The sequence below is a fragment of the Lachnoclostridium sp. An76 genome (genome assembly GCF_002161355.1).
Taxonomy (GTDB): Bacteria; Bacillota; Clostridia; order Lachnospirales; family Lachnospiraceae; genus Mediterraneibacter; species Mediterraneibacter caccavium.
The window spans coordinates 84,611-97,539 of record NZ_NFHL01000006.1 but is presented as its reverse complement, the minus strand read 5'-3'; the positions used below and the strand labels follow the sequence as shown (position 1 = coordinate 97,539).

Genomic DNA, 12,929 nt, shown 5'->3' with positions numbered 1-12,929 from the left:
CAAAAACTTCATGGAGATTATCTTACCATAAAATACAAATGACCACAAGAGGCGGATAACCCGCATTTTCTACTCGTGCACCCGCGCACTTTTTACTTTCCATCCCGCCTGTTCCGTGCTATACTCTCAAAAGAATTACAGAAAGGAAACAAATGATATTATGAAAAGAGAAAAGTTCGGTTCCCGCCTCGGGTTCATCCTCGTATCCGCGGGATGCGCCATCGGGCTCGGAAATGTATGGAAATTCCCGTACATGGCGGGCCAGTACGGAGGCGCTGCCTTTATCCTTATTTACTTACTGTTCCTCGTGATCCTCGGGATGCCTATCATCGTGTGCGAGTTCAGCGTAGGGCGCGCCAGCCAGAAGAGCATCGCCACATCCTACAATGTACTGGAACCTGAGGGCTCCCGCTGGCATTACACGCGCTGGTTTGCCATCGCGGGCAATTATCTGCTCGTGATGTTTTACTCCATGGTGGGCGGATGGATGCTCTACTACTGCTTCCGCATGGCGAAAGGCGAGTTCACCGGCGTCACCGCCGAAGCTGTCGCAGAGAAGTACGACTCCATGCTCCAGTCCCCGGGCACGCTCATGTTCTGGACCATACTGGTCATCCTGCTCTCCTTCTGGATCTGCAGCATCGGGCTCCAGAAAGGCGTGGAGAAGATCATGAAAGCCACCATGCTCTGTCTGCTGGCGATCATGGTCGTACTGGCGGTCCGCTCCATCACCCTCACAGGGGCGTCAGAGGGCCTGCGCTTCTATCTCATCCCGGACTTCGGACGTCTGAAAGAAGCCGGGCTTGGGAATGTGATCTTCGGAGCTATGAGCCAGTCCTTCTTTACGCTCAGCATCGGGATGGGCGGCATGGCGATCTTCGGCAGCTATCTGGATAAATCCCGCTCCCTCATGGGAGAATCTTTAAGCATCGTGCTGCTGGATACTTTCGTCGCCCTGACTGCCGGGCTGATCGTATTCCCCGCATGCTTCGCCTTCGGCGTAGAACCCGGAGCCGGTCCGGGCCTGGTGTTCATCACCCTGCCGAATATTTTTACACAGATGCCGGGCGGGCGGTTCTGGGGAGCGCTGTTCTTCCTGTTCCTGTTCTTCGCCGCGCTGTCCACGATCGTAGGCGTGTTTGAGAATATCGTCTCTTTCGGCATGGACCTGTTCGGAGCCAGCCGCAGGAAGTCTGTGGGGATCAATATCGTGATCATTATCGTGCTCAGCATCCCCTGCATCCTGGGCTTCAACGTCCTCGCCGGACTCCAGCCCCTGGGCAGCGGTTCCACCATCATGGACCTGGAGGACTTCCTTGTCTCCAACAACATCCTGCCGCTGGGCTCTGTGATCTACCTGATGTTCTGTACGCATAAGAACGGCTGGGGATGGGATAATTTCATCCGGGAGGCCAATTCCGGGAACGGCATGAAATTCCCGCAGTTCATCCGCGGATATATGACTTATGTGCTGCCATGGATCGTTGTCATCATCTATCTGAAAGGATATTATGACAAATTCAGCACACAGGGTCCTGCCGTGTTCGCTGTGTGGATGGTGATCGGCATCGCATTCCTGCTCATGGTATTCATGGTCAGCCGGAAGAAGAAAACCTTCAAACACCAGACAACATACAGGAAGTAATCCGCATCGTGAGAGAGCAGACTGGACTTCTCATCCTGCTCTCTCACGATATCAGCGTATTATCTGCGCCTCCTGCTCCCTGTCCCATGATCACATAATCAGTTCCAGCAGTCTGTCCCATAAGCAGTTCCAACAGTCTCCCTGCATCTCCGGCGTCAGACCGCAGAGGAACCTTCTCTTACAAATTCCGCTTTCCCTCTCTCAAAATACTTTCCCACCTCAGCCAGAAGCCGCGCAAAATACAGACACAGCATGGGATCCGCCTCGGGGTGTTCCTTTCTCAGGTCATAGTCCTGCACTCCGATGAACATCGTGTGGGAAGCTTTCCAGTCCCGTTCCAGCACAGGAAAAAAGTCAGCGATATCCTCACAGCCGATACAGAAAAACATCTCGATATTTGATTTCATCGTATGGAAATACCGATAAAAATACGGCAGTTCCCCTTGCTCCATCCCTCTGATAAACTCCAGCAGCCGCTCCAGTCCGTCTCTTAAATCTTCCAGTTCCTCCATTCCTATTTTCATAGCTTTTTCCTCCCGCCTGTCCGGGAAGCACCACTGCGTTTCATTCAGTATAGCACACCCCGGGCAGACATACATGAAATGACAGAAATCATTGCATTTTTTTCTTGACAATCCCGCTCTTGCTGGTGTATATTAGTCATTGCGTATGAAACACCATACAGCAGGCTGTCTTGGCGCAGTCGGTAGCGCGTCGCCTTGGTAAGGCGGAGGCCGGGGGTTCAAGTCCCCTAGACAGCTTTTTTACTTTGAAAGAATTGCTGCAAAAGCAGACAGAGGATCTGCCGGAGCAGCAATTCTTTTTTATTTCAAAAAGCCGGGAGAACTTCCGCACTATAAACGGAAGTTCTCCCGGTTTCTCATTCGGGTTGTATTTAAGAAGAGGTTTTTTTCTTTAATTTCTTTTCCAGCAATATTCCGATGACTAAAAAGATCAGGATAACAGCAAGCCATATGGCCACTCCATAATGCAGGGACAGATGCCACCTCTCTTCGGCAGTCGAATATAACGTGATCTTTTCCATTCTTATTTTCTGGATATAGTCGCCCAGATATTGTCCTGTAAATGTGCCGGCGATACTGCCAAAAGTTATACTGTAACTTATAATATATTTTCCCAGGAAGATGAATACAAATGGCAAGATCCATGTATACCAGTATCTGTTATCCGCTGTCCATACAAATAAATACTCACGGAAAACCCGGTATGATAAATAGTACATCACCAGATATATGAATGCTGTCGCAAAGCAGTTTAAAATCATTTTGCCTATTCTTCTTCCATTCATCGTCATACCTGATCCTCCTCTTTGAAAAGATATCTATAACGTTTCCGAATCCAGCAGGATGGTAAACGGCCCGTCATTGACCAGGCTTACTTCCATCTCCGCCCCAAACTTCCCGGTCTGTACATCCGGGACTGTCTTCCCGCACTCCCGGATGATATACTCATACAGTGCCTCCGCTTTATCCGGTGCTCCCGCCTCGATAAAGCTGGGGCGGTTCCCCTTCTTGCAGTTCGCGTAAAGGGTAAACTGGGAAACAAGAAGAAGGCTTCCACCCACATCCGCGAGGGACAGGTTCGTCTTCCCGTTTTCATCGGCAAATATCCGAAGCCCGGTCATCTTTCTTATCATCTTATCAGCGACAGCCTCTGTATCACTGTCCGAGACCCCGATCAGGACAAGGTACCCCTTCCCGATCTGTCCGATCGTCTCCCCTTCCACTTTTACTGACGCTTCCTTAACCACCTGTATCACAAATCTCATTGCTGTACCTCTCTGATCTTCTTTTTCTTCTCGCCGACCCCAAAGTGGATCATCAGGATCGTGACGATGAGCAGCGGGACACTGACAAGTATGATCAGTGTCAGGACGATGTCCGGGAGGAACCTGCTCTCCAGATCCACAAGCACTGTCCCGAACAGGTTAAATATGGCATGCAGCAGCATTGGCACCAGGATGCTGTCATATCGGTACGCCAGCCAGCCGAGCAGGAAGCCGAGAAGGGCGGTGTAGATGCCCTGCACGAGGTTCATGTGGAAAACTCCGAAAAGGACCGCCTGGATCAGGTTCGCCACGACAAATCCGGCGCCCGCGCGTCCCAGATACTGAAGGATCAGCCCGCGGAAGATTGTCTCCTCCACGATCGGCGGAAGGATCAGCGTAGCCACTGCCCACAGGATCGAATACTCGGTAATTCCTGAGGAGTCGATCATCTCCGTATACTGGTCCATGGCAGACGGGAGCAGAACATAGATCAGCGCCATGATGAGGGAGATCACATGCTGCACAGCAAATCCCAGGAGCACCACCCAGCCGAAGCACGCAGGGGTCAGACGCCTTGTGTGGGAAGCCAGAGTCTGCCTGACGCCCCTCTTTTCAACAAATGCGAAATAGTACCACGTAAGGAATACCGCACCCGGCACGATATAGATCAGGCAGGAGAGCAGGTTCTGATTTTCCATTATAAAGCGTTCGACCAGGTCCAAAGCCCTGTCGCCGCCCATCACGGCCCCGCCGACTGCTGCCACGAGGGAAATAAAAAGCGTCCCGCCATACAGCAGTACCATCGTCAGAACAAAAACAAGAACAGCCATCCAGTAATTATTTGTTTTCTTCATCGTCTCATCTCCTGTCTTTCTCACTCGTCCCGGCGGAGCATCTTCTCCGCCTTGCTTTTTATCCTTTGCAGTGCATTATCGATCGATTTCGGGCTCTTGTCAAGCAGCTCCGCGATCTTTCTGTAATCCGTCCCCATCAGGTGAAGATAAAGGACATGGTTTTCAAGGGCGCTTAAGTTTCCCTTCAGCTGCTCCACGAACGCCTCTGTGTATTCTTTCCCAAAATACAGCGCCTCAGGGTCAGTCTCCTGCTCCGGCTCGATCGTATCGATCAGAGGCATCTTCCTGCCGTCCTTCTCTACTTCGCTCTCTTCATACAGTGAGATATAGGTATTCAGAGGAAGATGTTTTTTTCTCTTCGACGCCTCGATCGCACTGTACATCTGCCTGGACACACACAGCTCCGCAAAGCTGGAAAAAGATGTGCCCTGGGACGGATCATAGTCCCGCACCGCCTTGATCAGACCGATCATCCCTTCCTGGATCAGATCCTCATTCTCTCCGCCCAGGAGATACATTGCCCGCGCCTTTTTCCGGACCATGGATTTATATTTGACCATAAGATGGTCCATGATCTCCCGCTCGCCCTTCCTGAGCCTTTCGATGAGCTGCTCGTCCGTCAGCCTGTCATATTTCCCCATCCCGGTCACCGCGCTTTCTGCAGCCGCTGGCGCACGATCTCATACGCCAGGACTCCTCCTGCCACAGATGCGTTCAGGGAATTGATCTCCCCCTTCATCGGGATCCCGGCAGTAAAGTCACAGGTTTCTTTTACCAGCCGGCTCACCCCTTCCCCTTCGTTTCCTATCACAAGGCCAATGGGGCCTGTCAGGTCCAGGCTGTACATCTCTTCTCCGTCCATATCCGCGCAGACGAACCAGATCCCTTTTTCCTTCAGTTCTTCCATCGTCTTTGCCAGGTTCGTCACCTTTGCCACCGGAGTATAATTAAGCGCTCCTGCGGAGGTCTTTGCCACAGTCGCCGTCAGCCCGACAGCGCGCCTCTTAGGGATAATGACCCCGTGTGCGCCTGCGATATTCGCGGTCCGTATGATCGCGCCCAGGTTATGGGGATCCTCGATCCCGTCCAGAAGGATGAGAAACGGATCCTCTCCCCTCTCCTCTGCCAGCTTCAGCATATCTTCCACCTCTGCATAATCATACGCGGCAGCATAGGCTATGACTCCCTGATGCCTGCCTGTCTGGCTGAGCTGGGCGAGACGTTCCTTCCCGACAAAATTCAGGATCGCGCCGTGCTTCTTCGCCTCCCGGATAATAGTGCGCACCGGGCCGTCCTGACAGCCGTCCAGCACAAAGAGCTTGTCAATGGTGCGCCCGGACCGGAACGCCTCCAGCACCGCGTTGCGCCCCTCAATGACAAGCGTGTGCTCCCTGTCCTGTCCCGGCCTTCCTGTATATTCGTCCTGATTCCCGACATTTTTCTGCACTCTGTGATTTTCCTGCATACTGTAATTCTCCTGCATCCTATGATTTCCCTGCATCTTCTGTGCTCTCTTCCCTGTCTGCCGCCCTCATGCTCTCAAGCCCGATGGACACCAGCTCCGTGAGCCTTGCATACTCCCGGTTCAGGTACAGATACCCGATGAGCGCCTCAAAACCAGTAGCCCGCCGGTAATCTGTGATCGACTGATTTTTCGCCGGGGAGACACTCCGGGCATTCCTTCCTCTCCGGTACACTGCATGTTCTTCTTCTGTCAGATGCTCCTGCATGGCACGCATCATAAAGGACTGCGCAGACGCCTGTACATAATGGCTGGTCTCTTCATGCAGCTTATGGACCTGCCTGTTGCCCCTGCCTGCCACCATCATCTTGATGATCAGGTCAAAGACGCAGTCGCCGATATACGCCAGCACGAGCGGAGAGCTGGCACGGGGATCCACTTTCCCCATACCAGGTATCTGTTCCATATAATGCTCAAACCCGAACTCTACGCTTTTTTCCATTTTACTCCTTCTCTCGTATCCTCAAGAATGATCCCTTTTGCCAGAAGTTCATCCCTGATCTGGTCAGCCAGGGCGAAATTTCTTTCCTTTCTCGCTGCCTGACGCTTCTCGATCATAGCCTCGATGTCCGCGTCAAGCATCTCTTCCTCTTTGTCAACGATAATGCCGAGTACATCCGTCAATGTCTGAAGGCGCGCATACAGGCTGTCCAGATACTCCCTGGAACGGGATCCGTCCGCTGTGGTGTTGATATATTTCACAAGGTCAAATACAGCCGCGATCGCGTCCGCTGTATTAAAGTCATCGTCCATGGCGCGCTCAAAGTCAGCTACATATTCTTCCGTCCTGGAGAACAGCTCTTTTTCTTCCTCTGTCATCGCTCCGTCCCCTGCGTTTCCGGACAGGAACCTCAGGTTTTCCGCAGCGGTCAGGATACGCTCCAGCCCGTTCTTCGCGGCCTCCATCAGCTCCGCGCTGAAATTCAGCGGGCTTCTGTAATGCGCGCTCAGCATGAAAAAGCGGAGTACCTGGAGATCATACTTCTCGCTGATCTCGCGCACCGTAAAGAAGTTCCCAAGGGATTTGGACATCTTGCGGTTGTCGATGTTGAGGAATCCGTTGTGCATCCAGTATCTTGCAAATTCCCTGCCATTGGCAGCCTCGCTCTGTGCGATCTCGTTTTCATGGTGAGGGAAGATCAGGTCCTCCCCTCCCGCATGGATGTCGATCTGCTCGCCAAGATATTTCTTGGACATCTCCGAGCACTCGATATGCCATCCCGGACGTCCTTCGCTCCACGGTGACTCCCACGCAGGCTCCCCTTCCTTTTTCGGCTTCCAGAGCACAAAGTCAAGGGGATCTTCCTTCTCGTCCTCACCGGTCACCAGGAGGGTCCTGCCGCCGGAGCGGAGATCGTCCAGATTTTTGTGCGACAGTTTTCCGTATCCCTCGAACTTTCTGGTACGGTAGTACACTGTGCCGTTCTTCTCATAGGCATAGCCCTTATCGATCAGGGTCTGGATCATATCCACCATGCCGCAGATCTCCTCCGTGGCAAGAGGATTCTTAGTCGCGGGCTTGATATTCATTGCCTCCATATCCTTCTTGCACTCGGCAATATAGCGTTTTGAGATCTCGTCCGCGGTCACGCCCTCCTCGATCGCTTTCTTAATGATCTTGTCGTCCACGTCCGTGAAATTAGACACAAAATTCACGTCATACCCTTTATACTCAAAATAGCGCCTCACCGTATCGAACGCGATCATCGGGCGTGCATTCCCGATATGGATAAAGTTATATACCGTCGGCCCGCACACGTACATCTTCACTTTCCCCTCTTCCAGGGGAATAAACTCTTCCTTCTTCTTTGACATCGTATTATAGATCTTCATCATAATAGTCTCCTTTCTTCTCCACGCATCTTATTTCTTTCACAAGCCGCCTCAGCTCCCCGTGCAGACGGATATTTTCCTGCTGCAGCTTCCTGATATCATCCAGTACAGGATCCGGCAGATGGATCTGGTCCATATCTGTCCTCGGCACCTTCTTATCGCCCATGCGGACGATCCTTCCCGGCACCCCGACCACCGTACAGTTCGGCGGCACCTCTTCCAGCACGACAGAGCCGGCGCCGATCTTCGAATTTTCACCGATGGTAAACGATCCGAGGATCTTTGCCCCCGCGCTTACCATCACATTGTCCTCCAGGGTCGGGTGGCGTTTCCCCTGCTCCTTCCCCGTGCCTCCCAGGGTCACGCCCTGGTACAGGGTCACATTGTCGCCGATAACTGTTGTCTCACCGATGATCACGCCGCTTCCGTGGTCGATAAACAGCCCTCTCCCGATGGTCGCTCCGGGATGGATCTCGATCCCGGTCTTCCTCGCCGCCCTCTGGGAGATCCACCGGGCCAGGAAATAATGTTTCTTTAAATACAGCTTATGTGCCAGCCGGTATCTCAGTATCACCCGGAAGCTGGGATACAGGAATACCTCCATGTTGGACTTGATCGCCGGATCCCTCTCCCTGACAACCTGTATCTCTTCTTTAATATACGATATTAGCCCCATTTTTTCTCCTTATCGTCTTATCGTCAAAAATGTCCGCAGAAACTGCCCCGGGATTTTCCGAAAGACTAAAAAACTCCGCCTCTGCTCAGAGACGAAGTTAGTTCCGCGGTTCCACTCTAATAAAAGAATTTCTCTTTCACTCATGAGCCTGTAACGTCTGCCACACGTATCCCGCTACTCTGTCTGTTCGCGGGATCAGCTCCCGGGCGCACTTCACAGTTTATCCATACAGGGCTGCTCTCAGCCGGCGGCATCCCCTCTCTGAGCATTACCAAAACCGTTACTCTTCCCGTTCTTCGCCTTTCTTCCCTATCTTATGCAACTTTCAGCGGTTTGTCAACCCAAAGCGCCCAAACGATCTCATTATAATAAGCCGCTTAAACGATTTCATTAAAGCACACCCTGGACAGTCTGATGATCTTTTTGAACTCTCCGGCGAGATGCTCTGTCAGGATCACACCCTCCCTGCCCGCGAGTTCTTCCGGCGTCACCTGCCCGAAGATCAGCTCTGTAAAGTCCGCGACCGGCAGGACGCCTTCCGAATCCTCAGTCTCTCCCACATGGAGCTCTGTCTCACCGATCCCGCTTGTCAGCTTCCAGACACGGCTGTTCTCCGTTATCAGAGGATCGATCACAGCGAAAGAGCACTCCACACACTCCTCTTCCGGCACCATCAGCGCGGACAGGAGATTCCTGAGGCTGACGATCCTGGCCATGATGAGTGGCTTCCTGCGATCCGCATACTCCGGCGGGCACGCATAAACTGGAATCTCCTGCTGCCCCGCCTGCATCCTGTCTGCCAGTTCTTCCACAGAGTTCCTGAAATTCTCCTCATAACCAGACAGGAAGAGCGGCTCCCGTATCTCCAGACCTTCCTCACCCGCATAGGCATAAAAGCCTTTCAGGACACCGTCCCGGCGCATGAGCCGCACACCGCCCCTTTCGCTCTGCTGTTCCAGGATCATAGTCTGATAATAGGCGGCGTCCCTTACCGTACACACCTGGAACCTGTCCGCAAAATATGTTTCGAAAAAGTGCGACATTTCTTCCGCGTCCCAGAGCCCGGCGTCCGAAAAGAGGACTCCTTCGCTTTTCCAGTGCAGCTCTCCGTCTCTTTTCCCGCAGATCAGCGTTCCCTGGTCCTGGCTGTATATATACCGGAAATCATACGGCGTATAGATCGCTTCCGCCGCGGGCATCAGGAACGTAAACGGGAGCCCCCTGTTGTACATTTCTTTCAGGGAGGTCCTGAGCAAAGCCCCCATATAGCCCCGGCTACGGTATTCTTTTCTCGTGGCGACCGCAATGATATAGGCGGACGGGAATTCCTGCCCCTCCACCCTGACCATATACGGGTTAAGCTGGAGCATGGAGCAGATTTCCCCGTCTTCCTCTATGACATAGATCGCATTGTCCCTTGTCTTGATATAATAATAGTAATCCAGAAAAGCTTTTGTGTCGTCCGGAAAGACCTCTTCCCAAAGTTCTCTCGTCTTCCCGTGTTCCGACGGGTCAAGCCTGCGCAGTTTCATCCTGATCTTCCTTTCCCGCCGCACGGGCACAGCATCCACCGCATGCCGGACCAGCGTCCGTCACATCCATGCTCCCGTAATTCAGATATCTTTCCAGCGCGCAGACCGCCTGGGAGGAAATACCCTCGCCTGAGCCGGTAAATCCAAGCCCTTCCTCTGTCGTCGCCTTTACATTCACCTGGTCTGTCTCGATCTTCAGCGCCTCTGCGATGTTTTCCCGCATCTGGTCAATATACGGACGCATCTTCGGCCGCTGCGCGATGATCGTAGCATCGATATTCTCGATCACATATCCTTTTTCATCCAAAAGCCTGCCCACATGCTCCAGGAGCCGGATGCTGGAAATTCCTTCATATTCCGGATCCGTATCCGGGAAATGCTTCCCGATATCCCCCAGGGCAGCCGCCCCCAGAAGGGCGTCCATCACCGCGTGCACCAGCACGTCCGCATCCGAATGTCCCAGGAGCCCTTTGCCATAAGGGATCTCCACTCCTCCCAGGATCAGTTTCCTGCCCGCAGTCAGCCTGTGGACGTCATATCCCATACCTACCCGCATCTTTACTTCTCCTCATAGTCATTTTCAAGCTCTTCCGTCCCCTGCGTCCCCGACTGATCTTCTGCCGGCTCATTCGCTTCTGCCGGCTCATTCGGAACAGCTTCCGGTCCGGGGGCTTTCTCTGTTTTCTCATCAGATATCTTTTCTGTATCTTCCGCCGGTGACTTTACTTCTTTTTCCTCTTTCTCCTGCACACCGGCTGCTTCTTCCTGATATAAGTCTGTCCCACTTTCGCCGTCTCCCTGGGATTTTAACTCTTCTTTCCTCAGCTCCCATACTTTTTTCAGGCTGTATGCCACATACGCGATACCTACCACTGAAAAAATAACAGCCATCGCTCCCATAAACATCATATTCGCCGGTCTTTCGTTTACTGTCTGGATCAGCATCCTGATACCGAGGTAAGCCAGATAGCCTCCGAGCACGATCCGTAATCCATATCCTGTCCTGTTGTTCATTGTCTTTATCCTCCGTGATCATTCTGTGCATTATTCTATCATAACTTGCACTGCAATTCCAGAAATATCCCCGGTCAAATACTTTGAAAAACTTTTCAAAAAAAGTGTTGACATTTGGCTCATCCTGATAGTATAATAGCAAAGCGGGTTGCGGAAAGAACTTCGAAACCCGCCAAAATATGGGGTCTTAGCTCAGCTGGGAGAGCATCTGCCTTACAAGCAGAGGGTCATAGGTTCGAGCCCTATAGGCCCCATATAAAACCTGATCATGGCGGAATAGCTCAGTTGGCTAGAGCACACGGTTCATACCCGTGGTGTCGCTGGTTCAAATCCAGTTTCCGCTACTTATAAAAAACCTCGTTTTGAACGAGGTTTTTTTTCATACATGGAAGCACCCTCCCCCGATAAATTCTCTCAGCAGGGAATTCGTCGGAATATATTCGCTTCCGATCCCGACAAAATAATCAAAAAACTTCAGCAGCCTCTTTGCTTCCAGATATTCCTGCGAATCTTTGTCCACGCCGAACAGCAGCGGTTCTACATACTGCTTGAGCACAGCGAGCTCATAGAGCAGAGAGGAATTGAACATCACATCCGCTTGCTCCTGGAAAGGAAAGATATTCTCCTCCTCCCCTCTCCTCACAGAGGACCACATGGCGATCGTCTTCGTGGCAGAAGCGCCTCTCGTGCGGGCATCCCGGACGATCCTGCGGATCAGCCGCCCGTCCGTGCTCGGGATCCGGTTGTGTTCATCGATATTAAGCTGGGTCAGAGCGCTGATATAGATCTTAAATTTATTTTCATCATCCATCAGCTCTGTCAGCTTCGGATTCAGGCAGTGGATCCCCTCTATGACGAGGATATCATGGGGTCCCAGTTTCTTCGGCCGGTTCTCATACTTCCTCTTCCCTGTCTTAAAATCAAAAACAGGGAGATAGACTTCTTTTCCCTCCAGCAGCGCCTTCATATCCTCATTGAATTTCGCGATATCAATGGCTTCCAGGCATTCAAAGTTATAATTCCCGTCCTTATCCTTCGGCGTGTACTCCCTGTCCACAAAGTAATTGTCCACTGCGATCGGATGGGGCTTCATCCCGTTTACGCGCAGCTGTATGGAAAGACGGTGCGAAAAAGTCGTCTTCCCTGATGATGAAGGCCCTGCGATCAGGACAAACTTGACATTTCCCTTCTCAGCGATCTTCTTGGCGATCTCTCCGATCTGCCGTTCCTGATGGGCCTCCTGGACCAGGACTACCTCCCGCATATCATTCTTTGTGATCATATCATTCAACGCGCCCACAGTCTCAATATCCTGACAGTCGCCCCAGAGCACCGATTCCTTCAGCACCTGGAAGAGCTTCGGGCTGGGCTGAAACCTGGGCACTTCCTCAGGTTTTTCCCGGGTTGGCATCTGGATCACAAAGCCTTCATCATACAGATGCAGGGAGAAATATTTCAGGCATCCCGCATCAGGTACCATATAGCCATAGTAATAGTCTTCAAATTCATTGATGCTGTATATATTGACCTTTGACACGCGCCTGTACTCAAACAGCCGTTCCTTGTCATACATGCCGTGCCTGTGGAACATTTCCACCGCATCGTAAGTATGGACGCTCCGCTTTCCGATGGCGATCTTTTCAGCAGAGAGCTCCCTCATCCGGGCGGATACCTTCTCCAGGAATCCTTCTGTCAGTTCGACACCGCCTTCCACTGTACAGTAATACCCTTTATCCACCGAAAAATGGATCCGCACCCTCTCTATCCTGTCATGTCCCGCCACATCATGGACAGCCTTGACCAGGAGAAAGCACATACTCCTTTTATAAGCCTCATGCCCGATCGGGTCCCCTGTTGTGATAAACGCGATCTCGCAGTCCCTCTCCACCCTTTTGCGCAGCTCCCTCAGATGGTTCCCATCCACGAAAGCGAGCACGATCTGGTGCTCATACCGGGGCTGGAACTCTTCGGCAATATCCTGATAAGAAGTCCCCGCGTCATACTCTCTCGTCTCTCCATTGATACAGACACTACATTTCCGACTTTCCAAATCTGCTCCTCCTT

Annotated in this window: 14 protein-coding genes, 3 tRNA genes and 1 other annotated feature; of the genes, 4 read left to right on the top strand and 13 right to left on the bottom strand. The window is 52.2% G+C overall.

Going from position 1 to position 12,929, the window contains the following annotated elements:
• Nucleotides 1–160 precede the first annotated feature (160 nt).
• Nucleotides 161–1,645, top strand: a complete 1,485-nt coding sequence (locus B5G27_RS11510) for a sodium-dependent transporter (protein ID WP_087179011.1) — start codon at nucleotides 161–163, stop codon at nucleotides 1,643–1,645.
• A 155-nt stretch (nucleotides 1,646–1,800) separates the two neighbouring features.
• Here B5G27_RS11510 and B5G27_RS11505 read toward each other — a convergent pair whose 3' ends face one another.
• Entirely contained in the window at nucleotides 1,801–2,169 is a 369-nt protein-coding gene (locus tag B5G27_RS11505) for a hypothetical protein (protein ID WP_087179010.1), read from the bottom strand.
• 164 nt (nucleotides 2,170–2,333) lie between these two features.
• Here B5G27_RS11505 and B5G27_RS11500 point away from each other — a divergent pair.
• Nucleotides 2,334–2,406 (top strand) — tRNA-Thr (locus B5G27_RS11500).
• Nucleotides 2,407–2,540: 134 nt separating this feature from the next.
• Here B5G27_RS11500 and B5G27_RS11495 read toward each other — a convergent pair.
• The 11 genes from B5G27_RS11495 to B5G27_RS11445 all read right to left on the bottom strand — a co-directional run bounded on the left by B5G27_RS11495 (nucleotide 2,541) and on the right by B5G27_RS11445 (nucleotide 10,865).
• Nucleotides 2,541–2,960: a hypothetical protein gene (locus tag B5G27_RS11495; RefSeq protein ID WP_087179009.1), complete on the bottom strand. Its 420-nt coding sequence runs from the start codon at nucleotides 2,958–2,960 to the stop codon at nucleotides 2,541–2,543.
• Nucleotides 2,961–2,987: 27 nt separating this feature from the next.
• On the bottom strand, nucleotides 2,988–3,434 hold the full coding sequence (dtd, locus tag B5G27_RS11490) for a D-aminoacyl-tRNA deacylase (RefSeq protein ID WP_087179008.1): 447 nt from the start codon (nucleotides 3,432–3,434) through the stop codon (nucleotides 2,988–2,990).
• Entirely contained in the window at nucleotides 3,431–4,288 is an 858-nt protein-coding gene (locus tag B5G27_RS11485) for a CPBP family intramembrane glutamic endopeptidase (RefSeq protein WP_087179007.1), read from the bottom strand. The genes dtd and B5G27_RS11485 overlap by 4 nt, the downstream gene beginning before the upstream one ends.
• Before the next feature lie 20 nt (nucleotides 4,289–4,308).
• Complete coding sequence (locus B5G27_RS11480; RefSeq protein ID WP_087179101.1) at nucleotides 4,309–4,929, bottom strand: sigma-70 family RNA polymerase sigma factor; 621 nt, start codon at nucleotides 4,927–4,929, stop codon at nucleotides 4,309–4,311.
• Nucleotides 4,930–4,934: 5 nt separating this feature from the next.
• Nucleotides 4,935–5,753, bottom strand: coding sequence for a 23S rRNA (guanosine(2251)-2'-O)-methyltransferase RlmB (gene rlmB, locus B5G27_RS11475; RefSeq protein ID WP_242958299.1), 819 nt, complete (start codon nucleotides 5,751–5,753; stop codon nucleotides 4,935–4,937).
• Nucleotides 5,754–5,772: 19 nt separating this feature from the next.
• Nucleotides 5,773–6,252, bottom strand: a complete 480-nt coding sequence (locus B5G27_RS11470; RefSeq protein WP_087179006.1) for a Mini-ribonuclease 3 — start codon at nucleotides 6,250–6,252, stop codon at nucleotides 5,773–5,775.
• A complete protein-coding gene (gene cysS, locus B5G27_RS11465) occupies nucleotides 6,237–7,643 on the bottom strand; it encodes a cysteine--tRNA ligase (RefSeq protein ID WP_087179005.1) in 1,407 nt (468 codons plus the stop codon). Before cysS ends, B5G27_RS11470 begins: the two co-directional genes overlap by 16 nt.
• The gene (gene epsC, locus B5G27_RS11460; RefSeq protein WP_087179004.1) at nucleotides 7,630–8,319 is read right to left on the bottom strand and encodes a serine O-acetyltransferase EpsC; all 690 of its coding nucleotides are present in this window, start codon (nucleotides 8,317–8,319) and stop codon (nucleotides 7,630–7,632) included. Before epsC ends, cysS begins: the two co-directional genes overlap by 14 nt.
• An 84-nt stretch (nucleotides 8,320–8,403) precedes the next feature.
• Nucleotides 8,404–8,625 (bottom strand) — a binding site (T-box leader).
• 71 nt (nucleotides 8,626–8,696) lie between these two features.
• A complete protein-coding gene (locus tag B5G27_RS11455; protein ID WP_087179003.1) occupies nucleotides 8,697–9,851 on the bottom strand; it encodes a GNAT family N-acetyltransferase in 1,155 nt (384 codons plus the stop codon).
• Nucleotides 9,832–10,407 carry a 2-C-methyl-D-erythritol 2,4-cyclodiphosphate synthase gene (gene ispF / locus B5G27_RS11450; protein ID WP_087179002.1) on the bottom strand — a complete coding sequence of 192 codons (576 nt, stop codon included), beginning with the start codon at nucleotides 10,405–10,407 and terminating at the stop codon, nucleotides 9,832–9,834. Before ispF ends, B5G27_RS11455 begins: the two co-directional genes overlap by 20 nt.
• Before the next feature lie 2 nt (nucleotides 10,408–10,409).
• Nucleotides 10,410–10,865: a hypothetical protein gene (locus B5G27_RS11445; RefSeq protein ID WP_087179001.1), complete on the bottom strand. Its 456-nt coding sequence runs from the start codon at nucleotides 10,863–10,865 to the stop codon at nucleotides 10,410–10,412.
• Nucleotides 10,866–11,046: 181 nt separating this feature from the next.
• On the opposite strand from B5G27_RS11445, the gene B5G27_RS11440 reads away from it, so the two are divergent.
• Nucleotides 11,047–11,119, top strand: a tRNA-Val gene (locus B5G27_RS11440).
• Nucleotides 11,120–11,135: 16 nt separating this feature from the next.
• Nucleotides 11,136–11,209, top strand: a tRNA-Met gene (locus B5G27_RS11435).
• 35 nt (nucleotides 11,210–11,244) lie between these two features.
• Here B5G27_RS11435 and B5G27_RS11430 read toward each other — a convergent pair.
• A complete protein-coding gene (locus B5G27_RS11430) occupies nucleotides 11,245–12,915 on the bottom strand; it encodes a nucleoside kinase (protein ID WP_087179000.1) in 1,671 nt (556 codons plus the stop codon).
• Between the last annotated feature and the right edge of the window lie 14 nt (nucleotides 12,916–12,929).